Annotated in this window: 21 protein-coding genes and 1 riboswitch; of the genes, 18 read left to right on the top strand and 3 right to left on the bottom strand. The window is 41.5% G+C overall.

From position 1 onward, the window contains the following. The 5 genes from H538_RS0114145 to H538_RS0114125 all read left to right on the top strand — a co-directional run. On the top strand, positions 1 to 488 hold a 488-nt coding region (locus tag H538_RS0114145; RefSeq protein WP_154657981.1), incomplete at its 5' end, for an aldehyde dehydrogenase family protein. Between the two features lie 64 nt (positions 489 to 552). Next, positions 553 to 1467, top strand: a complete 915-nt coding sequence (locus H538_RS0114140; RefSeq protein ID WP_026678172.1) for a proline dehydrogenase family protein — start codon at positions 553 to 555, stop codon at positions 1465 to 1467. A gap of 192 nt (positions 1468 to 1659) precedes the next feature. Next, positions 1660 to 2433 (top strand): ABC transporter ATP-binding protein, encoded by a 774-nt coding sequence (locus H538_RS0114135; protein WP_026678171.1) that lies wholly within the window; start codon positions 1660 to 1662, stop codon positions 2431 to 2433. After that, positions 2420 to 4351: an ABC transporter permease gene (locus H538_RS0114130; protein ID WP_026678170.1), complete on the top strand. Its 1932-nt coding sequence runs from the start codon at positions 2420 to 2422 to the stop codon at positions 4349 to 4351. Before H538_RS0114135 ends, H538_RS0114130 begins: the two co-directional genes overlap by 14 nt. 206 nt (positions 4352 to 4557) lie before the next feature. After that, positions 4558 to 4761 carry a DUF6501 family protein gene (locus H538_RS0114125; protein WP_026678169.1) on the top strand — a complete coding sequence of 68 codons (204 nt, stop codon included), beginning with the start codon at positions 4558 to 4560 and terminating at the stop codon, positions 4759 to 4761. A gap of 30 nt (positions 4762 to 4791) precedes the next feature. Here H538_RS0114125 and H538_RS0114120 read toward each other — a convergent pair whose 3' ends face one another. Further along, the gene (locus tag H538_RS0114120) at positions 4792 to 5598 is read right to left on the bottom strand and encodes an alpha/beta fold hydrolase (RefSeq protein ID WP_026678168.1); all 807 of its coding nucleotides are present in this window, start codon (positions 5596 to 5598) and stop codon (positions 4792 to 4794) included. Between the two features lie 243 nt (positions 5599 to 5841). On the opposite strand from H538_RS0114120, the gene H538_RS0114115 reads away from it, so the two are divergent. The 3 genes from H538_RS0114115 (at position 5842) to H538_RS0114105 (ending at position 10221) form a co-directional block, all read left to right on the top strand. Continuing rightward, on the top strand, positions 5842 to 7236 hold the full coding sequence (locus H538_RS0114115) for an L-cystine transporter (protein ID WP_026678167.1): 1395 nt from the start codon (positions 5842 to 5844) through the stop codon (positions 7234 to 7236). Between the two features lie 126 nt (positions 7237 to 7362). Next, positions 7363 to 8595 carry an aminopeptidase gene (locus H538_RS0114110; protein WP_026678166.1) on the top strand — a complete coding sequence of 411 codons (1233 nt, stop codon included), beginning with the start codon at positions 7363 to 7365 and terminating at the stop codon, positions 8593 to 8595. A gap of 426 nt (positions 8596 to 9021) precedes the next feature. Next, positions 9022 to 10221, top strand: a complete 1200-nt coding sequence (locus H538_RS0114105; RefSeq protein WP_026678165.1) for a saccharopine dehydrogenase family protein — start codon at positions 9022 to 9024, stop codon at positions 10219 to 10221. Between the two features lie 93 nt (positions 10222 to 10314). Here H538_RS0114105 and H538_RS0114100 read toward each other — a convergent pair whose 3' ends face one another. Beyond that, positions 10315 to 11775, bottom strand: a complete 1461-nt coding sequence (locus tag H538_RS0114100) for an amino acid permease (protein WP_026678164.1) — start codon at positions 11773 to 11775, stop codon at positions 10315 to 10317. Positions 11776 to 11874: 99 nt separating this feature from the next. Then, a riboswitch (Lysine riboswitch) is annotated at positions 11875 to 12063 on the bottom strand. A 188-nt stretch (positions 12064 to 12251) separates the two neighbouring features. Between H538_RS0114100 and H538_RS23935 the strand changes: the two genes are divergently transcribed. From H538_RS23935 to H538_RS0114080, 4 genes are all read left to right on the top strand, one after another. Next, positions 12252 to 13859, top strand: coding sequence for a phosphodiester glycosidase family protein (locus tag H538_RS23935; RefSeq protein WP_051291488.1), 1608 nt, complete (start codon positions 12252 to 12254; stop codon positions 13857 to 13859). A gap of 133 nt (positions 13860 to 13992) precedes the next feature. Next, positions 13993 to 15465: an amidase gene (locus H538_RS0114090; RefSeq protein WP_026678163.1), complete on the top strand. Its 1473-nt coding sequence runs from the start codon at positions 13993 to 13995 to the stop codon at positions 15463 to 15465. Positions 15466 to 15614: 149 nt separating this feature from the next. Beyond that, positions 15615 to 16106 (top strand): CarD family transcriptional regulator, encoded by a 492-nt coding sequence (locus H538_RS0114085; protein ID WP_026678162.1) that lies wholly within the window; start codon positions 15615 to 15617, stop codon positions 16104 to 16106. A 214-nt stretch (positions 16107 to 16320) separates the two neighbouring features. Next, positions 16321 to 16896 carry a histidine phosphatase family protein gene (locus tag H538_RS0114080; RefSeq protein ID WP_026678161.1) on the top strand — a complete coding sequence of 192 codons (576 nt, stop codon included), beginning with the start codon at positions 16321 to 16323 and terminating at the stop codon, positions 16894 to 16896. 74 nt (positions 16897 to 16970) lie between these two features. Here the strand turns inward: H538_RS0114080 and H538_RS0114075 are convergent, their stop codons facing one another. Next, on the bottom strand, positions 16971 to 18221 hold the full coding sequence (locus tag H538_RS0114075; protein ID WP_026678160.1) for an MFS transporter: 1251 nt from the start codon (positions 18219 to 18221) through the stop codon (positions 16971 to 16973). Between the two features lie 248 nt (positions 18222 to 18469). On the opposite strand from H538_RS0114075, the gene H538_RS0114070 reads away from it, so the two are divergent. The 6 genes from H538_RS0114070 (at position 18470) to H538_RS0114045 (ending at position 23656) form a co-directional block, all read left to right on the top strand. Beyond that, on the top strand, positions 18470 to 20794 hold the full coding sequence (locus H538_RS0114070; protein WP_026678159.1) for a xanthine dehydrogenase family protein molybdopterin-binding subunit: 2325 nt from the start codon (positions 18470 to 18472) through the stop codon (positions 20792 to 20794). Next, a complete protein-coding gene (locus tag H538_RS0114065) occupies positions 20791 to 21630 on the top strand; it encodes an FAD binding domain-containing protein (protein ID WP_026678158.1) in 840 nt (279 codons plus the stop codon). The genes H538_RS0114070 and H538_RS0114065 overlap by 4 nt, the downstream gene beginning before the upstream one ends. Then, entirely contained in the window at positions 21627 to 22112 is a 486-nt protein-coding gene (locus tag H538_RS0114060; RefSeq protein ID WP_026678157.1) for a (2Fe-2S)-binding protein, read from the top strand. The genes H538_RS0114065 and H538_RS0114060 overlap by 4 nt, the downstream gene beginning before the upstream one ends. A 120-nt stretch (positions 22113 to 22232) precedes the next feature. Then, on the top strand, positions 22233 to 22394 hold the full coding sequence (locus H538_RS26475) for a hypothetical protein (protein ID WP_169729207.1): 162 nt from the start codon (positions 22233 to 22235) through the stop codon (positions 22392 to 22394). Positions 22395 to 22576: 182 nt separating this feature from the next. Further along, a complete protein-coding gene (locus H538_RS0114050) occupies positions 22577 to 23095 on the top strand; it encodes a YfiT family bacillithiol transferase (RefSeq protein WP_026678156.1) in 519 nt (172 codons plus the stop codon). A gap of 36 nt (positions 23096 to 23131) precedes the next feature. Then, on the top strand, positions 23132 to 23656 hold the full coding sequence (locus H538_RS0114045) for a GNAT family N-acetyltransferase (RefSeq protein WP_026678155.1): 525 nt from the start codon (positions 23132 to 23134) through the stop codon (positions 23654 to 23656). Positions 23657 to 23660: the final 4 nt, after the last annotated feature.

Genomic DNA, 23660 nt, shown 5'->3' with positions numbered 1-23660 from the left:
ATGTGAACACTTACATGGGTCCAGTCATTGACCAGGCCGCGTACAACAAAATTATGAAATACATTGAAATCGGCAAACAAGAAGGGCGCTTAATGACAGGCGGTGAAGGGGACGACTCCAAAGGCTACTTCATCCAGCCAACAATCATTGCCGATGTAAAAGAAAACGACCGCTTAATGCAAGAAGAAATTTTCGGGCCGGTTGTCGCGTTCTGCAAGGCGCGTGACTTCGATCATATGATGGAAATCGCGAACAACACCGACTACGGCTTAACAGGCGCGCTCATTTCGAACAACCGCGAGCACATTGAACGCGCAAGAGAAGAGTTCCATGTCGGCAACCTTTACTTCAACCGCGGATGTACAGGCGCGATTGTCGGCTACCAGCCATTTGGCGGCTTCAACATGTCAGGAACCGACTCAAAAGCGGGCGGCCCTGACTACCTCATCTTGCATATGCAAGCGAAGACGACAGGCGAAACACTATAAACAAATTATGCATTGCAGCTTTTAGCCGAGCTGCAATGCGAACTTCATAGGGGGGGTACTATCCATGTTAGCGGCAATTTCAAAAAACTTTTTCCTTGCAGTATCTGAGAACAAGACATTGAATAAAGCGGCAAGAAAATGGGGACTAAAATTCGGAGCCTCGAAAGTCGTTGCCGGCGAAACGATCGAAAGTGCAATCCAGGCAGTAAAAGAATTGAACGATAAAGGTATCGTGGCAACGCTTGACCATTTAGGAGAGTTTGTGTCAAGCCGTGAAGAAGCGATTGAATCGACTGATTATTGCGTGAGAACGCTTGAAGCTATCGCTACATCCGGTGTGAAAAGCACGTTGTCCGTAAAAATGACGCAACTCGGTCTTGATATCGATCATGACTTTTGCTTTGACAATATGTGCCGTATACTAGATACAGCAACTAAACATAACCTTTTTGTCAGAATTGATATGGAAGATTATTCTCACTGCCAAATTACTTTGGACATTTTACGAGAATTGCGGAAAACATACGACAATGTCGGTACGGTCATTCAAGCGTATTTATACCGGACGGAAAAAGATATCGAAGAATTGAAAGGGGTTTCGCTCCGCCTGGTAAAAGGGGCGTATAAAGAGCCGCCCGAAGTTGCTTACCAGGATAAAAAAGACGTTGATGAAAATTATTGGAAAATTATTAAAGCCCATCTTCTCAGTGGAAGCTTTACCGCTATTGGATCACATGACCATAACATTATTGCGAAAGTCAAACAATTCGTAAAAGAAAACAACATTCCGAACGATCAATTCGAGTTCCAAATGCTATACGGATTTAGAACGGAAATGCAGCAGCAATTGGTTAAAGAAGGGTACAATATGCGCGTCTATATCCCGTACGGCGACGACTGGTTCGGATACTATATGCGCCGTTTAGCCGAAAGACCACAAAACGTGGCATTCGCTTTAAAAGGTTTCTTTTCAAAATAAGATAAAAGAGTTTATTTAGCCTGTTCCTTGACTACTTAAAGGAATAGGCTTTTTTCTTACAAAATCGTAAGCCAACTGTAAGGTAATTAGATGGCTCCTGTTTCTATCCATCTGTAAAGTTATAAGTGAAAAATTAACGAATATGGATAGGCCGCCAATTAAAGGCCCAATCGAAATGGGAGGGAATACAAGATGAATGTCGTATTAGAAGCGAAAAATGTTTCTAAAATCTATTCTACAAAAGGAAAGGGGAATGAATATAAAGCGTTGGATAATGTTTCATTTACCGTGAAGGAAGGAGAGTTTGTCGGGATAATGGGTCCTTCTGGCGCCGGGAAAACAACGTTATTAAATATGATTTCAACAATTGATAGCCCAACGTCTGGTGAAATTTACATTGACGGGAACAATATCGTCAAAATGAAAGAAGATAAGCTTGCGTTATTTCGGCGCAATAAACTCGGCTTTATTTTTCAAGATTATAATTTGCTTGATTCGCTAACCGTTGCAGAAAATATTGCACTTCCTCTTGCGCTGGCGAAAGTCAATGCAAAAGAAATCGATAACCGGGTTAAAAAAATCGCAGCAACTTTTGGGATTGAGCGGATTTTGAACCACTATCCGTATCAAATTTCTGGCGGGCAGAAGCAGCGCTGTGCCGCATCTCGCGCGATCATTACAAATCCGACATTAATTTTCGGAGATGAACCAACAGGGGCGCTTGATTCAAAATCTGCAACAGATTTGTTAGAAAGCTTAACACAACTAAACGAAAAGGCACGGGCGACGATATTACTCGTCACACACGATGCGTTTGCCGCAAGTTATTGCCGCCGTGTCCTTTTTATTAAAGATGGCCGCATTTTTAAGGAACTGTATAAAGAAGAGAGATCGCGCAAACAGTTTTTTTCCTCGATTTTGGCTATATTGTCCGACATCGGAGGTGGCGTAAGTGACGTTATTTAACCTTGCGATCCGAAATGTGAAGCGAAATTTCAAAAACTATTTTCTTTATTTCGCTTCAATGATTTTCAGCATTGTTATGTATTACACCTTTGTGTCGCTTAAGTATAATTCACAAATTGAAAAAGCGGCGGACGCGTCAACGAAAATTTCAGGAGGGTTTAGTGTTTCAAGCGTTCTGCTCATTTTATTTGTGGCGCTATTTATGATTTACTCTAACGGCTTTTTTACACGCAAACGAAAAAAAGAAGTCGGTTTATACTCCCTTTTGGGCCTGCGGAAAAAGCAAATCGGAAAAATGCTCTTTTACGAAAATTTATGTATGGGTTTAATTAGTCTCATGATTGGGATTTTGATAGGTGCTTTGCTTTCAAAAGCGTTTTTAAGCTTGCTTCTTGTGCTTATGGGGCTTGATTTGCACGTAACCTTTGAAATTCCTGTAAGAGCAGTCCTGCAAACATTTGCCGTCTTTTTCTTGATTATTCTATATACATCCTTTCAAGGATATCGGCTCATATACCGTTTTAAGCTAATTGAGCTGTTTTCTGCGGAAAAGGAAGGAGAGGGCGTCCCGAAAGGATCCTGGTTGATGGCGGCCGTCGCCATTTTATTCATTGCAACGGGCTACACAATGGCGCTCTTTTTTATGAAAATTGCTACTAAAGGTCTCGGGTTGTTACCGCTCGCGTTCGCCATTCTCTTTTTTACGGTCACCGGAACGTACATGTTGTTCCATTTTTTTACGGTTGCTATGTTGAAACGAGCGAAAAAGAAAAAACGTTCCTTTTATAAAGGAATGAACATTTTTAGCACATCGCAGCTTTTATACCGGATCAAAGGAAATGCGACGTCACTTGCGACGATTAGTGTTCTTAGTGCTGTAACGCTTTGTGCCGTCGGTTTTTCGGCAACAGTATATATAAGCACGTTTCAGACGGCAGACCAGATGCGTCCGTTCAGTTATTCATATGTGAAAAAAGATAAACACCTGGATGAAAAAGTGAATGCCGCATTAAATAGAGAAAAAGCGAATCATCCGGTGACAAACGATGTCGCGCTAAAAACGGTGTTTGTCAAAGGGGAAGTAAGCGGTGTTCGGTATGTTAGCAACATCCGGTACATGATCGATGAAGGATTCCATCTTATGCCGGAAAGTGAATTTCATTCATATATGAAACAAATCGGCAAAAGTGAAAACGTGCATTTAAAACCCGGAGAAGTATTTGCGGTCGATGGTTCATATGATGATAATTTAAGCGGATTTGATGATTCATATGTCCATAAATCCGTCCAGCTGAATATTGGTAAGTCTTCGATGCGGATGAAAATTAAAGGCGCCGGTGCTTATTACCTTTCAGATTTTGGTGAGTTCGTACTAGTCGTGCCGGATCATGTATACGACAGGGTGAAACAAACTGGCAAAGAGCGGGTTGTCCGCAATATTACTGTGAAAAACGAACGGGACAGCGAAGCGCTCTCAAACAATCTTGCGAAGGCTGTTAAAAACAGCGAGCAGTACAGCGATTATTATCACTTGTTTAGTGAAGGGCTGCAAAGTTCAGGACTCATGATTTTCATCGGGGTTTTCTTAGGATTAGTCTTTCTGCTTGCGACAGGGTCAATCATTTATTTCAAACAAATGATGGAAGCGGCTGCGGACAAGCCACAATACGACATTTTACAAAAAGTCGGAGTAACAAACCAGGAGAAGAAGCGCGCGATCCGAAAGCAAATGGCCGTCGTCTTTACCGCTCCTCTCATTCTCGGAGTGCTTCATACGCTATTTGCTTTAAAAGCATTGGAAAAAATGATGCCGGTAAGCGTCGCCATCCCTATTTTCATCTGCGTGCCGGTGTATATACTTATTTATTTTGGCTATTACGAAATGACTGTTCGGTCGTACTATAAAGAAGTAAGCTAAGAAGAGATATAATTTCATTTACCGTATTGAAAGCATAATCTTAAAAACTGCATTATTAACCCGGATTTTCAAAAAAGAAGAAAATCCGGGTTACCTTTAGTTTTTCTTTTAAGAACTTTCTTTAAGGTTGTAACGGCTGGTTTTTAGTTGATTAAAAATGGTATACTGACAATGGAAGATTAAGCTTTGGCAAAGGAGCAATGGGAATGATACATAAAACATGGCTTGAAAAAGAAACGATAAAAAAAGTGAAATGTGTCCATACAAACGCTGAAAAGTATATGGTGGACCGCGTGTTGACTGCCGGAAAAACGTACGACGTGAAAAATGAAACCGAAGACTTTTATTTTATTGTCGACAATACCGGAAAAGTCGGCGGCTATTACAAAAATTACTTTGAGGAACAATAAAAACAACAGCTGCGCGCTGTTGTTTTTCAGTTAATTGAGAGACTTTATAAACGCATCAACTTCCTTATTAAACAAGTCAGCTTCCTCCAGAAACGGGCAATGGCAGCTATTTTCAAAGACCACTAGCTTTGAGTTCGGGATGTTTTCCTGTAAATGCTTCCCTGCGGCAACAGGAATCAGTTTTTCTTCTCTTCCGAAGCAAAGTAGGGTCGGGATCTTAATTGTCGGCAATAGTGAACGATAGTCGACCACCGATTGATCAAATAGAATGGCGCTCGCAACCGATTCCAGTAGCTTACTTACTTCCGCGAACATCCAGTCCATTTCTTCATCGGCAAGGCCATTTTTAAACATTAACGGAATAAATTCTTTCACAAATGAATCTCTGTTCGTTTGAATCTCTTTCATAAAGTGGATAAGCGTTTCCATATTAAACGCGCCGATCGGGAAATCCGGCCATTTGAAATCCGATGCTAATTCATCGATAATGACCGTTCCTTTTATATTTTCTTGACCAAACTGCTTCATATATTCCCAGACGACAAATGCCCCCATTGACCAGCCAACCAGCACAATGTCTTTCAGATTAAAAGTTTGTATAAACTTATGAAGATCTCCGGCATATCCCGTAATCGTATGACCGGAGTGAACGTGAGATGACTTTCCATGGCATCTTAAATCTAAAGCAATCGCCCGGTAGTTTTGACGAAAGTAAGGAAGTTGTTTTTGAAAGAATTTGCCACTCATCCAAACGCCGTGGACAAAGATGACCGGAGTACCTTCACCAAGCGCTTCATAGTATAGTTTTACATTGTTTTCTAACTTCAAATAAGGCATGCAATCCCCCCTCTATCGGTTATTAGATGATACTTACATAATAAGTTTGCTATTCCTGAAATATGTTGTTTTATAGCTCCTATTTTCATATATGGATAGCAATAATCCGGAACTTGTTCGAATAAAATAAGGGGAAAGAAAATATAAAAAGGAGGGAGGATAGACGCAAGTAATTCCTACTTGACGTATCGGAATACATGTAATATAGTTTTTTTATTAAACGAATAAAGGGGGAGAAATAGGGTGTCTACATTTCTCGTAATTGTCAACATCGTTATTATGCTACTTTTAATTTCCGTCCTATTTTACATGCAACGAAAGCACGTTTCTTTCTCTAAACGCGTATTTACGGCATTAGGAATAGGAATTGTGTTCGGGCTTATTTTGCAATTTATTTATGGTCCGACATCTAACGTCATTGTTCATTCGGTAGATTGGTTTAACATTGCAGGTTACGGCTATGTTAAATTGCTGCAAATGATCGTCATGCCGCTCGTCTTTATATCGATTCTTGTTGCATTTATTAAGACGAAGTTGTCAAAAAATGCAGGTAAAGTCGGAGGTTTAGTGATTGGGACATTGCTCGTGACTACCGCCATTGCAGCGGCCATCGGCATTGCGTCGGCGCTTTCGTTCCATCTTCAAGGAATTGAGCTTCATAAAGGAGATGCTGAGACGCTTCAACTGCAAACGGTGAATCAAAAACTAGATAGTATTCAAAACATGACAGCACCGCAAAAGATTCTTGAATTGCTTCCTGGCAATCCATTTCTAGATTTCACAGGGGCTCGCCCTACATCGACAATTGCTGTTGTTATTTTTTCCGTTATTATTGGGATTGCCTTTCTCGGTGTGAAGCGAAAAAGCCCTGAACAAGCGGAATTGTTCGCGAAAATTGTAGATTCGCTTTACGCCATTGTCATGAGGGTCGTAACACTTGTGTTGCGTTTAACTCCATATGGAATACTTGCATTAATGACAAAGATTGGGGCAACGAGTGATTTAAATGCGATTTGGAAACTGGGCAAATTTGTGGTTGCTTCTTACATTGCGTTAATCGTCATGTTCATTATTCACTTACTTATTCTTTCTTTATCGGGGTTAAGCCCTTTGACCTATGTGAAAAAAGCGCTGCCGGTTCTTACATTCGCATTTACATCGAGAACAAGTGCAGGAACGCTGCCACTAAATGTGAGCACACAGACGAAAGAGTTCGGAGTTCCAGAAGGCATCGCCAATTTTGCCGGCTCGTTTGGGCTATCGATCGGGCAAAATGGATGTGCAGGCATTTATCCAGCTATGCTGGCGGTTATGGTTGCACCATCTGCCGGGATTGATCCATTAAGTCCTTCATTTATTTTGACATTGATCGTTGTCGTCGCACTAAGCTCACTCGGTGTGGCAGGTGTCGGAGGGGGAGCAACATTTGCTGCACTTATTGTCTTATCGACGATGAACTTGCCTGTTGCAATCGTTGGACTTCTTGTTTCGATCGAGCCGCTAATCGACATGGGCCGCACAGCGCTGAACGTGAGCGGAAGCATGACGGCAGGGCTATTAACAAGCAAGGTGACAAAAGAATTAGATACAACTGTTTATTCATCACAAGCAAGTAGCCAACAACAATTAGAGGCTTAAACCGATCAGGTCGCCAAACTTCCGGCGGCCTGATTTTTTGTATATAGTAATAATGTTCAAAATAGTTAACAAAATAACGAAAAAAATTTATAATAAAAAGATGGCAAAAATAACAAGGGGGTTTATATGGACAATTTTCAAACGTATCTTGACCAGTATGCTGAATTGGCAATTAAAGTAGGGCTAAATGTCCAAGAAGGGCAGCATGTTTTGATCCAGGCACCTATCCATTCGGCGGATTTTGTCAGAAAGGTGGTAGAAAAAGCCTATCTTGCAGGAGCTAAAACCGTTTACGTCGATTATAACGATGAAGAATTAACTTTATTAAAGTATAGGCTTGCGCCGCAGGAAGGCTTAAAAGAGTTTCCGATGTGGAGAGCAAACGGATATGTCGAAATGGCTAAAAATAATACAGCTCTACTGCAAATTTACGCACCAAATCCAACGCTTTTAAAAGACATTGACCCTGAAAAAGTCGCCATTGTCAACAAAACAGCGGCAACAGCAATGAAAGAGTTTAATGATTATACGATCACGGGAAAAATCAGCTGGAGCATTATTTCCGTTCCGTCACCAGAATGGGCAGCTCAAATTTTTCCTGGGGAAAGCAAGGAAGAAAGTGTAAAAAAGTTGTGGGAAGCTATATTTACCGTTACCCGGGTGATGGAAGAAGACCCTATACATAAATGGCAGTCGCATATTGAGAATCTCACTCGAAAAGTGGACTACTTAAATGAAAAAAAATATAAAAAGCTTCATTATCAATCAGAAGGAACCAACTTAACAATCGAACTTCCAAATGAACATCAATGGTTATGCGCCCAATTTACAAATAAAGCGGGAACTTCCTATGTTCCGAATATGCCGACAGAAGAAGTATTTACTGTTCCGGTAAAATATGGGGTTAACGGCGTCGTAACTAGCAAAAAGCCGTTAAATTATAACGGAGTATTAATTGATAATTTTTCACTTACATTCCAGGATGGGAAAGTCGTTGATTTCCAGGCTGAGACAGGTTATGAAACATTGAAAAATCTTTTAACTATTGATGAAAACATTTGTTATTTAGGGGAGGTGGCGCTTGTGCCGCACAATTCTCCGATTTCAAATTCAAATCTTATTTTCTACAATACATTGTTCGATGAAAATGCCTCCTGCCATATTGCGTTAGGCGCCGGACTGCCAATGTGCATCAAAGACGGATCCGATATGACGAAAGAAGAGCTGGAGAAAATCGGACTAAATGATAGCATCAATCACGTCGATTTTATGATCGGTTCTCATGATTTAGCTATTGATGGGGAAAAAGAAGACGGATCAATTGAACCAGTTTTTCGCAATGGGAATTGGGCTTTCTGATTTAAAAAAAGATAGAGCAAAATGATGGGGGAATCCTTTTAAACCGGAAGATGTAGCGAAACTTTTATATGCTGAACGAGAAAATTATCGATACAAGAAAAGTCATGCAATGATTATAATTCCGTGAAATAGCATACAGTCTTTAAAAAACGAGGGTGTTATTCAGCCTATAATTTGCTGAATGGCACCCTCGAGTTTTGTTTTTAAAACATCCATATCGCATTTTGAAGAAGCATCAAGGGGTTAAATGGAGAATAGGAATGATAAAAAGAAAGTAAAAGACAACCTCGGACAAAGAAGCAGTCGTTATTTAACTTAAAGGGGGTGGCAATTAAAATTGAGGAAATGGCATGAAATGGTATTTGATAAACAAAGGATGTTTCGGATTCGGATTTAGAATTTTTAATTAAATAGGAGGACGACTGTTTGGGTTTTAATGTAGCGATAGTAGGAGTTGGCGGAGTAGGTCAAGTTTGCGCATCAGAAGTAATCAAAAAACGTTATTTATCCAGGCTGGTTCTTGCGGATATTTCTACAATTGAGGCAGAAATCTTTGCAAATTCATTAAGGAAAAACACTTCAGCAGCGATTTCGGTTTATCAAGTAGATGCCAGCAGCAAAGAAAGTGTTGCCTCTATTTTGAATGGCATCGACGTACTGCTTCATGCAGGGATTCCGAAATTTAATTATACGGTAATGCAGGCGTGTATCGATACAAAAACCCATTATATTGATATGGCTTCCGATAGCCCGGACGACCTACTATCTCAACTGGATTGGGGTGATAAATTTAAAAAAGCGGGAATTTTAGGCATTATGGGGTTAGGCTGTGACCCTGGATTTTCAAATATTGCGGCAAGATATGCAGCGGATCAACTGGATACAGTTAAATCCATTACGATTCTTGATGGAGATAATTCTAAAGTGGACTATGAAGGCTTTTGCACCTATTTTAGCCCACAAACGGCCATTCAGGAATGTCTGGCAAGACCAAATTATTGGACCGCAAAAGATGGAATGAAATATTATCCGACACCATTTGCGAATAAGGATGAGTTTGAATTTCCAGACCCAATTGGCTGGTTAGATTGCTATGTGGTAGAACATGAGGAACCTACAACCCTTGGTCAGTCAATCGGGAAAGGATGTGAATATGTAGAGTTCCGGTATGCGCTTCACCCGGATTTTGTAAACACCCTTAAAGTTTTACGTTTTTTAGGGCTTGATAGTGATGAACCCATTCAAGTAGGAGGGGTGAACGTAATTCCGCGTGATGTTGTCGTAACAACAATGCCGAAACCTGCTGAACTTGCCGGAAAAATCCATGGCTATTCATGCGTTGGTGCGAATGTGAAAGGGACGAAAAATGGTGAAAACGTTGAATTATTTGTCTATACAATCGCGAATCACGATGTAATCTTTGAAAAGGCGGGCTTTCAAGCAACAGTCTGGCAAACCGGCGTTCCACCCGTTGTTGCTGTTGACATGATGGCTGAAGGACTTTTAAATGAAACTGGATGCATTCCACCCGAGAAGATTGCCCCCGTTCCTTTTCTTAAGCGCTTAAAGGCAAGAGGCATGGAATGGTATGTGATAAAGAAAACGAGTCCAATTTTGATGGCTTGAAAATAAAAATGAAATAACACCACCCGTGATAATGATAACGGGTGGTGTTCTCTGCGCTTGACCCTGTCAATTGGGCATTAACGGGCTTTCGATTTAAAATTCACATTGATCAAGTGGAACGACTTTAGTTTTTTTAACGAATTTATATCCAAGCCAAACGATAATGAATAGCGGCAATCCGATATAGGAAACAAGTACACTGTACCAATCAATTGAACCACCCATAAAGGCGGAATAGTTTTGACCTAAAATGACAACGAGACAAAGCGCAAAAGCGAATAATGGACCGAACGGGAACCACTTTGCTTTATATGGCAATGCATTTATATCGAGTCCCCGGGCGACATACGCTTTCCGGAATCTGTAATGGCTGATCGCAATCCCGAGCCAGGCGATAAATCCAGACATGCCGGAAGCGTTTAACAACCATGTATAAACAACCCCGTCGCCAAATAACGATGCTAAAAATGCCACGCAACCTACGAGTGAAGTAACGATCAATGCATTGACCGGAACACCGCGGTTGTTTAATTTAGCAAGAAACTTGGGCGCTTTTCCTTCCCGGGCCAAATCCCAGAGCATCCGGGTTGAAGCATACATCCCGGAGTTTCCCGCAGATAAAACCGCCGTTAAAATAACCGCATTCATAACAGAAGCAGCGAAAGCAATTCCCGCTTTATCAAACACGAGCGTAAAGGGGCTTACTGTTACATCGCTGTTGGCGAGGTTGCCATTTGTATAAGGGATTAATAAGCTAATAACGAAAATGGCCAATACATAAAACAACAAAATACGCCAGAACACTTGACGAACAGCCCGCGGGATATTTTGACGGGGGTCGTCACTTTCACCGGCAGCTACGCCAAGCAGCTCCGTTCCTTGGAATGAAAATCCTGCCGCCATAAATATGCCGAGAGTTGCCATGAATCCACCGTGAAACGGCGCATCTCCTACGGTGAAGTTTTTAAACCCGATCGCATCTCCGTTCATAATTCCAAAAATCATAAGGAAACCAACGATTAAAAAGACGATCACAGTAATTACTTTTATGATCGAAAACCAATATTCCGCTTCTCCAAACCCTTTAACGGATAAAAAGTTTAATAAAAACATAATAACTAAAAAGAGACCGCTCCAGAGAAGAGAGGGGCTATGCGGAAACCAGAACTTCATGATCATCGTAACAGCCGATAATTCAGCAGCTATGGTAATTGCCCAGTTATACCAATAATTCCACCCTAATGCAAACCCGAGAGAAGGATCGACAAATTTTGTTGCATATGTGCTGAAAGAACCGGCAACCGGCATGTATGCTGCCATTTCCGCAAGGCTTGTCATTAAGAAATAAACCATAATTCCTATCGCAATATACGCGAGAAGAGCTCCTCCAGGACCGGCCGAGTGAATCGCGCCTCCGCTTGCGAGGAATAACCCCGTACCAATCGTCCCCCCGAGTGAAATCATTGTTAAATGCCGTGACTTCAAATTCCGTTTTAATTCTGTTTTTTCGCTGGCAGTTGGATGATCTGCCAGATTTCTTGCTGCGCTTTGCATAAAATAACACTCCTCTTTCGTTTATTTGGAAGGAGTGGGAAATAAAAAAACCGCCGAAAGGAATCGACGGTTGTCTAATCTACCCGAATCATGCACCTTCCGTAAGATAGCGCACCACGTTTGATTGGATTACAAACGCGGCAGTTCTGTTCCTATTCGGAAACAGCCCCAGCTTAAGCCCCCAGAGATGGACTTAAACTTCGGCAGCTTTTCCTTTCAGATGGAGTCATTGACGTTCTCTGCATCTCGTCCCTCTTACTCATAAAAGCCGCGACCTCTACCTCATCGGATTGATGAGGATTTTAATCTGTATTCATTTAATAAGACATTTTTATTATAAATGATTCGACATGATCAGACAATAGTTTTCTAAAGAATACTTCTTGTATGGAATTAACAATGTTTTACATTGTTTTCATTGTGAATTAATAAACATGCGATAGCATAAAGTAAGCAAAATGAAGGGAGAACGAAAAATGAAAGTGAGTCCAAAAAGAATAAAAAGTACAATTTTTTCATTAACTTTTGCTTCCGCCATTGCTTCTATATCTATTCCTTCATCTTTAAATCCTTCAATAACTCTGGCGAAAATGAATGAAGCACCCACAACACGGCATATTAAAGAGCTCCCCCTCGGAAAATCCGGACTCCCGGAAAAGCGAGTAATTAAACAGCTCACTGAAGGTGTTACGTTCATTTCCATTGAAAGAGGCAAGAAATCGAACAACGAGTATTATACGGTGGACATTGGCTTTTTCAATAAAAAAACGGATGCGGCTATGATGATTGAAGACTTAAAAAACAAAGGGTATGACACTTATTTACATACGATTAAAAATGATTCAACCAACGATGTGAAACATCACAAATTAGGCTATTTAGTTCGAGTCGGCAAGTTCCCGGCGGAAAAGGAAGCTAACAATTTAAATAAAAAATTAAAGTCTGACGGCTTTTTAAATGCAAAAGTTACATACACTGGATTTGATAGTCCAAGGACAACCGGCCCGTGGTCCATTCATGTAATAGAGATTGATCGCCACCGATTTAAAGGCACTATTTCAACTTCTCTGGCAATGGACAAGGTTGAAGGAAAAGAAACCGTTTCAAGTATGGCGAAGCGAACACAATCGATAGCGGCGACCAACGGCGGCTATTTTGTGATGGATGCCAAAGACGGGACTCCAGGCGACCTGGCGGGAATTTCAGTCCATAAAGGACAACTTGTAAGCGAAGCCGTTAACTCCCGCACAAGCTTTATTTTACCGAATGCTAAGAATAACGCATCAATTTCAAAAGTGTCTACTCATTTGAGCATTCAATCATCAGATGGAGCGAAAAGAGAACTGGACGGGATGAACAGGCAACCTGGATTTATTCGAAGCTGCGGGGGCGTTGGCGGCGATCTTCCGACACAGCTTCCCATGCATGATTTTACTTGTAAGGATGACAGTGAACTCATCGAGTTCGATCCGATATTTGGGAGGAGTACACCAGAGGGCAAAGGTGTTGAAGCCGTATTGAATGCTGAAGGAAATGTCGTTGAGGTCAGAGAACAACGAGGGGGGCCGATCCCGTTCAATGGGTCTGTAATAGCAGGAACGAATGAAGCGGCCCTATGGTTGAAAAAACATGCCAAACGAGGAATGAGGCTAACTACTAAACACTACCTTTATGTTGATGGCAAACCATATGCCGCAGGAAAAGGAACAAACATTGTCAATGGCGGGCCACGTTTGTTGAAAAATGGGAAAATTTTTGTTAATGCGGAACAGGAAGGCTTTCATGCCAATGAAGAATTTTTCTACCATTTCGGGATCACACGTCACCCACGGACGATGGCCGGTATCAAAGCAAACGGAAATATATTGTTAGTCACTGTTGATGGAAGGAATCCGGAGCGAAGTGTAGGGACCAGTTTTAAAGAAAGTGCAAAAATAATGAAAGCATTAGGAGCTAAAGAGGCATTAAATTTGGACGGTGGAGGATCAACAGCTATGGCAGTTGGCGGAAAGCTCATTTCTCATCCGTCAGATGCCGCGGGTGAACGGCCGGTCGGTGATTCGATTACGATATTGCCTAAATAAATATTCTATTCATTTATCCCATTGAGTAACTTTACCCAATGGGATTTTTTATTTAAATAAGCTATTAAAGTAGCATTTTTAATGGTACGATAAAAAAGAAAATTCAATTATTTCCAATATTAAAGAGGTGTTGATGATGAATCCATTATTGCCGAAAATATTTCAACTTGAGGAAACAACGATCAACAATATTCAAGAAGCGTTTCAGAATGGAAATTTAACATCAAAAGAATTGGTCTGCATGTATATGGAACGGATATCCCTTTATGATAGGCAAGGTCCAGGCCTTAACACGATTCTTGAGTTGAATCCAGATAGCATACATATCGCCGAAGCGTTGGATGAAGAAAGAAAACAAAAGGGGGCGAGAAGCCCGCTTCACGGGATACCCGTTCTTATTAAAGACAATATCGACACGAATGATAAAATGCATACAAGTGCCGGGTCTCTCGCCTTAAAAAATGCCTATGCTGCACGAGATGCATTCATTGTAAAAAAGCTTCGTGAAGCAGGTGCGGTCATTCTTGGAAAAACAAACATGACGGAATGGGCGAACTTTATGACCGAAAATATGACGAACGGATACAGTTCGCGTGGAGGCCAGGTGCTGAATCCGTATGGCCCGGGAACTTTCGATGTGAGCGGTTCAAGTTCCGGGTCTGGAGCAGCCATTGCAGCTAATCTTGCGACGGTAGCAGTCGGAACAGAAACGTCAGGATCTATTTTATGCCCGTCATACGCAAACAATATTGTCGGCATTAAGCCAACAGTCGGCTTGCTTTCAAGAGCGGGGATCATTCCGATTTCAAACAGCCAGGATACAGCTGGCCCAATGGCAAGAACGGTGACAGATGCCGCCATTTTACTCGGCATTCTTGCAGGAGCGGATGAAGAGGACCCGGCTACTTTGAAATCAATCGAAAAAGCAAAAAACGATTATACGGCCTATTTGGATAAAGGAGGCTTAAAAGGGGCGCGTATCGGATTTGCTAAAAAACGTTATTTGAAAATGCTATCGAACTCACAACAACAAATTATGAAAAATGCGATTTCGATTATGGAGCAGCGAGGCGCGACGATTATTGAATTAAATGAAACGTCGCCGTTGGAACATGAAGAAGGGGATTTTGCCGTTTTGCTTTACGAATTTAAATCGGGAATCAATGATTATTTAAAGAGGCTCCATCCAGCAGTTGGCGTTCGAACATTAAAAGATATCATCCAATTTAACAAGGATAATGCTAAAGAGTGCTTAAAATTTGGACAGACCCTCCTGTTAGAAAGTGAACAAACGAGCGGAACATTAACTGAGCCCGAATATATCAAGAGCAGGTTAAATCAAATCGTAAAAGCCCAGAAACTTGGGATTGATAAAGTGATCGAAGAACATCAGTTAGATGCCGTTCTTTATCCAGGAGAATTCGGGTATGAGATCGGAGCGAAAGCGGGCTATCCGTCAATCACCGTCCCTGCCGGCTTTGATGATGCAGGTGCGCCATACGGTATTATTTTAACGGGAAGGGCATTTTCCGAACCGACTTTAATTCGTCTCGGCTATGCATTTGAGCAAGCTTCACTATTTAGGAAGCCTCCTGTTTTAGAATAAACCATGCTGTCCGCCCCCTTCAACTAAAGATGTGAAAATGATTAAATTTGAACGTGTGATAAATCGATTGACAAAGCGTTATCATCAGTGATATTATGATGAATTTGATAATTCAACATTGTTATGGTATCGTTAAACTAGATACTTTATTGGAGGTGGATGAATTGTTTCAAATTGGCGATAAGATTATTTATCCAATGCATGGTGCAGGCGTAATAAAATCCATTGAGGAAAAAGAATTCCTGGGTGAAAAGCATCGATATTATGTGATAAGCATGCCGATCAGCAACATGCAAGTAATGGTTCCTATTGGGAAATTATCGAAACTAGGCATTCGCCCGATCGTTAATCATTTAAAGCTAGAAGATGTCTTACGCATATTTCATCATGGAGAAACAACTCAATTACTTCCGTGGAAACAAAGGTACGATTTGAACATGAAAAAAATAAAAACAGGAAAAATAGAGGATGGCGCTGAAGTTGTTCGTGATTTAATGAGAAGAAATAAGGAAAAAGCGCTTAATTCAAGCGAAAAGCGGATGCTGGATAATGCGCGACAAATTTTAATTAGTGAATTAATGTTAATCGGAGACTGTACAGAATTGCAGGCAACCGATCTGTTAAATAACTCAATTGATTAGACTAGACATAGAAAAATTATATCTTTTATTAAAACTCAAGAGAACCAGATCGCCTGAGATCTTTTTGTTCCATTTGAATGAATATCCCCACGATATATCCCCATTATTTTCTTCACTCATACGTTATTATGCCGATTCAAAAACTATAAGGTCATTTACCCTTTGACCAGCTATTAAAAAGGAAGATTGTTCAAAATAGAAGGGGTTGAATGATATGGAAATGATTTTTGTTAGACACGCGGAAGGAGAGCATACGATCAATCTACCGGACAGTCTTCATATAGCTGACCCATCGTTGACGAAGCAAGGAATAGAACAAGCAAACTCTTTAAAAATACGGATTCCCTTAAATCAGGAAGAGCTATTAATTGTCAGCCCCATTCGGAGAACATTGCAAACGGCGATGTTATGGAGCAAGGGAACGCCGTGTTTAAAATATGTTACGCCTTTTGTTGGTCCAAGGTTGTTTCCGCTGAAGCAAAATGGAAAAACATTGCCCTGCGATCGGCTGATGCCCATTTCTGGTCTTAAAAACGAATTTCCGGACTTTGTAATTGACAATAATGCTTCATCAGTCTCTTGGGAGAACGGTATCAATTGCTTACCGGAAAATCAATTCAGTATACTGGCAAAACAATTTATAGGATGGTGTAACAAGTTCAACAAAGAGAGAATATTCATAGTCACTCATGATGGGACGATTACTGCTTATCGGCAATTTCTTATGGGAGAACAATTAACGCGGGATGATTTTCTTGGAGAAACAGGATGGATTAAGATAACAGTTTGAATATTACATATTTAGATCGATCACTAATGAAAGGTTCTCCAAGTTTAGGAGAACCTTTTATCTTTAACATCAACCTATTTAGATTCGAAGCGGAGATGTTGCTCTTTAAAAGATTCTGATGGCTCTAGTTTCAGGTGCTTTTTTCTAAAATACCCCCAAATAGCTGACATTGTTAACAGTAAAGCAGCGATGATAAACACCGTTCGCACCCCATAAGTTTCAGCCAAGTAACCGAAGATTAAGGACGATATTCCAAAAACGCCAGTAAAAATAGCATCTCTTGCCGAAAGCACTTTCGGAAGCAGTTGATCCGGACTCGTTAATTGGATGACGGTTTGTTGGCCAATTGCTTTTATTTGCGTCGCAAGTCCAACGAGAACCGATAAAAATAAGGAAAGCAAGGGAAATGGCGATAACCCGAAGCCTAATGTGAAAAGGCCAACGAATAACGTTCCGGCGCAAATTCCAATATGAAGGTTTTGTTTCATAAAGGATTCTCTTTTAAAACTAAGCAGCCCTCCTAAAATGAGGCCGGCAAAAAAAGTTGAATTAATGTAGCCCCACCATGCTTCGCTTTGATGAAGGATGTCTTCAACGTAAAGATATAAGATCGCTGCAATCCAAACAACATTGCTAATGGCATCAATGAAGTCGATGAAAGCAACTGTTTTTAATGAAGGAGTGATCCATATGGCGAGCCAGCCCTCTTTTAATGAGTTCCACTTACTAGTAGAAGAGGCACGTACCGTTTTTTCTTCATTGTCCCGAATAAAGGCCATCATGAACGTTGAAATAAAGAAAAGGATGACCGTTAAAGCCACTAAAAAGCCTCCATTAAAAATGGCTACTAGCATCCCGCCGATCGGCCAACCCCCTAGTTGTACAATTTGGTCAACAATTGAAATGAAGCTATTCGCTTTAATGAGATCTTCAGACTTTATCAACCGGGGAAGAATAGCGTTCCGTGCGGGTGTTGCCCAGCCATCAAGAAACGCAATGAGGGCAACGAGAGGAAAAATAAAGTAAACCCGATCCGGTTGAAATAAAGTCAATAAGTAAATCGACACAATGCATAATAGAATGCTTTTTGCGAGCTGAGAATAGACAAGGATTTTTCTTAACGGATAGCGGTCAATGACCCGGGGGGCTCCTATCCCGCCTAAAAATCGCGAAATTGTAATGACAAACGGGACGAATGCCATTAATGTGCCTGAACCAGTTGCTTTGTAAAGAATGCTGATAAGCCCGACAATGTAAAAGAGATCTCCACAGTTGGCCAGGGTTTGCCCAATCCATAAATAGTGGAAAGAACGTTTTGTACACATCTATCCTATCCCCTTTGCAAAATATTCAATTTTTTAAAAGGATAGGATCTTTCACATTGGATTTTTCCTCCAGTTTTTTTGTATCTCAATTATAGCGAAAATCATTAAACCTTGCTATGGAGAGCAGGAAAAATTTTTATTTATAGATTCATAATCCCGTTGATCAAGAATACACTTGAAACTGACGGAATACATTAGAATTTAAATTTTTAAAAGGGGCAAGCCATACGTTTAAAGGGGGCGATGGAATGGAATCCATTGGCCGGAGTGTCATTCGTAAGGACGCAGTGGCAAAAGTTACAGGAGCCGCAAAGTATACGGCAGATTTAAAAACCGTTGGGTCGCTTTATGCAAAATTGGTGACAAGTCCATACGGCCATGCCCGGATTTTATCGATAGATACGTCTGCCGCAGAAAAGGTTAACGGAGTACATAAAATTTTAACAGGAAAAGATACCAACATCTTAACAGGTGAAGAAATTAAAGACCGTCCCATTCTAGCTACTGATCGCGTCCGTTATCACGGTGAACCTGTTGCTGTCGTGATTGCCGATACGCTTGCGATCGCTAAACAGGCTGCCAATTTAGTGAATGTATCTTATTCCCCGCTTCCTGTTATCCGTTCACCGAAAGAGGCCTACCAGCAAGGTGTTCCGCTCGTTCATGAACATCTAGGTGACTATGAAAAAATTGCCGAAGTTTTTCCAAAGCCCGGAACGAATATATGCAACCATACAAAAATTCGTAAGGGGAGCATGGAAATTGGCTGGGCAAAAAGTACGGTCGTAGTCGAAACGGAAGTCTCATTCCCTCCGTCCGATCATTGCGCCATGGAAACGAGAAGCGTCAGCGCAGAAATTTTACCGAACGGGCAAGTGATCATCCATTCTTCATCGCAAGTGCCCTTTACGATTAAAAAAATGCTTAGTAGCATTTTTGGACTGAACCAGGGCAAAATCACGGTTCATACACCTCTTGTCGGCGGGGCATATGGAGGAAAATCGGCTATTCAATTGGAGTTTATTGCTTATCTTGCTTCAAGTGCGATAGGTGGACAAAAAGTACAATTAATCAATTCTAGAGAGGAAGATTTCATTACTTCACCCGTTCACCTTGGACTTGATGCGAAAGTCAAATTAGGGTGTGATGCAGAAGGTTATCTACAGGCTGCGGAAATTACGCTGCTTTTTGACGGCGGTGCCTATTCCGATAAAGCGGTCGATATGAGCCGGGCAGCGGCAACAGACTGCACAGGTCCTTATCAAGTTGAGAACTTATGGTGTGATTCATTCTGCATGTACACAAACCATCCATACGCGACTTCTTTTCGCGGATTCGGCCATCCAGAATCAACGTTTGCCGTCGAACGCGCAATCGAACGTTTAGCGGAAAAACTCGGCATGGACCCAATTGAATTTCGGTGGAAAAACGCTATCAGACCGGGGCAAACAACACCGACACAAGTCATTTTAAATGAGAGCAGAATCGGGAATGTGCGCCGCTGCATTGAAAGAGTAAGAGAGTTGATTAATTGGGAGGAAGGCCGGCGAATTGAAATTACTCCTGAACGTATTCGGGCGAAAGGGGTAAGCTGTTTTTGGAAAAACTCGAATATCGATACAAATGCCGGTTCTGGTGCCATTTTAAAGTTTAATGAAGATGGCACTGTTCATCTGAATTGCGGCGTCATTGAAATCGGAACCGGATCACGAACTGTTCTTGCACAAATTGCTGCCCAAAAGCTGGGAATCGATGTGGACCAAATTTACGTTGAGATGGATATCGATACGAGCTCCACACCTGAACATTATAAAACGGTTGCTTCCCGCGGACTGTGGATGGCCGGGAGAGCCGTGTTGGCCGCAGCCGAAGATGCCATCGGTCAATTGCTGAACGTAGCCGCTCAAGTGTTCCGTGTTTCTTTAGACGATCTCGATATCGGAAAGGGATTCGTTTTTCTAAAAGACAATCCTGCAAGAAAGCTCGCATTGAAAGAACTTGTCTATGGCTATGTCTACCCGAATGGCAATGCGATCGGAAGCCAGGTTATCGGGAGAGGAAGCTATACGCTGCGCGGGATGACTTTTTTAGATCCAAAAACCGGAAAAGGTGTGCCAGGCCCTGATTGGACGGTTGGTGCCCAGGCGGTGGAAGTGGAGTGGAACAAGCGGGATTATACGTATAAAATTTTACGGGCGGTCACCGTCATTGATGCCGGAACGATCATCAATCCAAAGCTGGCACAGGGCCAGGTAAAAGGCGCCATGCATATGGGTTTAAGTTTTGCTAGCAGGGAGGGCTTTATATTTGGTCCAAACGAAGTCGTTGAAACTACCCAATTCCGCACATACAAAGTTCTCCGGTATGGAGAAAATCCGGATTATACGGTCGATTTCGTCGTGACGCCATCCCGGGAAACGGCTTATGGGCTGCGGGGAATTGGGGAACATGCGCTCATTGGCATGCCAGCCGCGTTAGCGAACAGCCTCTCAACTGCTGCCGAAGTGCATCTTAATCGTCTTCCGCTTACCCCGGAACTTATTTGGCGAATGAAGACAGGTGGTGTAAGATGATTGGATTTGACTTTGAATATTATCGTCCTGCCACGTCAAATGAAGCGGTTAAACTCTATGAATCGCTTCAGGCACAGGGAAAGCGTCCGGTCTATTATGCGGGCGGTACCGAAATCGTCACATTTGCCAGGCTTAATCAAATTGAAACAGGGGCTGTCATTGACATTAATAGTATTCGTGAATGCCGGGTCTATCAGTTTAATACCAGTGAGCTTGTTATTGGAGCGACAGTAACGTTGACGCATCTGGCGGAAACGTCCGCCTTTCCCCTTCTTTCAGTCACAGGCGGACGGGTTGCTGACCATACAGCTCGAAATCAAATTACCATCGGCGGAAATATTTGCGGTGAAATCAATTATAAGGAGGCACTATTGCCTTTTTTGTTAGCGGAAAGCAATGTCATCATCGCCGGAAACAATGGCTATCAAGACAAACCGATCATGGAAGCATTTAATAAGCGTTTGCAATTAGAGCCCGGGGAATGCCTTGTTCAAATTTTAACTGACCGAAAATATTTAAACTTACCGTACTTCAGTGTAAAGAAGCGAAAGATCGATGTGATCGATTATCCGCTTCTTACGCTTACTGCATTGAAGATCGATAATACGATCCGTGTAGCCTTCAGCGGGCTTTGCGGATACCCGTTCCGCTCAAGGGAAATTGAAACGATTCTTAATAATCATGAACTTTCTCGTGAAGAACGAATCGAGCAAACGGTTCTACATTTGCCCGCACCTGTGCTGGACGATTGGATTGGATCGGCAGAGTATCGATTGTTCGTCTTGAAAAATACGTTAGAAGACATGTATTTGGCATTGGAAGGGGAGTCATTATGACAGATCAATCCCACACTCGTTTTTCTGTGGCTCTAAATGTAAATGGTGTGAAAAGAAAGACGGAAGTCCGTTCGGCAGACATTTTGCTTGATGTCTTGCGAAATAATTTTGGGTTAACTGGCGCGAAACCGGGGTGTTTAAACGGAGATTGCGGATCGTGCACCGTTCTTGTCAACGGATGGCCGATCAAATCGTGCATGATGCTGGCGGTTGCAGCAAGCAATACGAATATCGTAACAGTAGAAGGATTGAAAGGCTCCGCCACCCAGCGGGCCTTTATTGAAAAGAATGCTTTTCAATGTGGCTATTGTACTCCCGGTTTCATCATGAATATTGAAGGACTTTCGGCCATTCATCCTGATGCCGACGACAGTATCATTGAAGAGTGGCTCCAATCCAATATATGCCGATGCACGTCCTATGAAGAAATTAAAGCAGCTGTGTATAAAGTGTTAGGGAAGAAACCAGAAGCAGGCAGATAATACGTAATGAACAGCCATATCAAAAAAAGGTGCAGAGCTTTCTGCATCTTTTTTCCTTTTTTCGTAATTATCCGCTAGAATAAAATCATGCTTATTATTTTTAAAAAGGAGATTAGAATCATGAATGAAAGCTTTTATGTTGGATGGGGAACTCTTGCACTTATTAACGCGGGTCTTGCACAGGGGAAAAATCGCACCGGACTAAACTGGTTTTTGTTGTCTATTATTCTTGGACCTTTAGCGACGCTTGCCTTGCTTTTCATTGAAAAAAGAGAAAAATAATTCGTTTTGTACAAACCGTTAACGATTAACTCGAAACCTCTTTTTTGCCTATTTCATTAAATGATAGAAGGTTTTTGTACGATTGACAGTATGTTTTAAAAATAGAACACTTTTAAAAAAAGGATTATATCAGAGTTTGTCGAATGATTCTAAAAGAGTTTAATAGAGGGGAGAAAACGTTTATGGATTTACGCTACCCGGTTGGGCAATTTATATTTGATAGCCATATAAGCCCTGAATTAATCGAGGGTTGGATAAAAGAAATTGAAAATGCTCCTATCCAACTGAAGGAGGCTGTGCAAGACCTTAATGATGAACAGCTGGATACGCCATATCGCTCCGGAGGCTGGACCGTTCGCCAGGTCGTCCATCATTTAGCCGATAGCCACATGAATAGTTTTATTCGTTTCAAATTGGCCATAACAGAAAATAATCCGACGATTAAACCCTATAGGGAAGATAAATGGGCAGAACTTCCCGATTCGAATCTTCCTATTACTATTTCACTTGTCTTTTTAGAAGCATTACATAAAAGGTGGGTCGCTTTATTGCGCTCATTAAACGCTTCAGATTTTGAAAAAACGTTTAACCATCCTGAACTAGGCGATCAATCGATTGCAACGGCCATTGGCTTGTATGCCTGGCATGGTCGTCACCATATTGCCCATATCTCTTCTCTGCGCGAGCGGTCAGGATGGTAGAACAATAAAATTCTTATTCTAATTGGAAGTGAAAACATGAAAGGCAACGTTCATTTAATAAAGCCGACAATCAAGTTACAGGATGAATATCTCTCGTTTTACGAAGAATGGAAAGATTCGGGTGAAGAGATGATCCCGAGGGTGATAAAAAGAGAACCGTATCCGTTTAAAGAACTGGTTCAATTTCTAAGAGATTCGGAAAGCGGGGAGAATTTACCTGATTCTTACGTTCCCCATTCGACATATTGGCTCGTGAATGAAGGAAAGAAGATAATCGGGGCAGTGAATATCCGTCATGAACTAAATGAAAAGCTGTTGAATAGCGGGGGACATATTGGTTACGGGATACGTCCTTCAGAAAGGCGGAAAGGCTATGCGACCAGGCTTCTTACATTAGCACTGGAAAAAACAAAGGAAATGGGATTAAAAAAGGTTCTAGTCTGTTGCAACAAAGATAACATCGGGTCTGAACGAACAATTTTAAAAAATGGCGGAGTGTTTGAAAATGAATACATTGAAGATGATGGAAACATTGTCAGACGCTTTTGGGTTCTTTTGTAGGTGA

The sequence above is a fragment of the Fictibacillus gelatini DSM 15865 genome, from assembly GCF_000430745.1.
GTDB classification, from domain to species: Bacteria; Bacillota; Bacilli; order Bacillales; family Fictibacillaceae; genus Fictibacillus_A; species Fictibacillus_A gelatini.
This window is presented reverse-complemented; position numbering and strand designations above follow the sequence as displayed.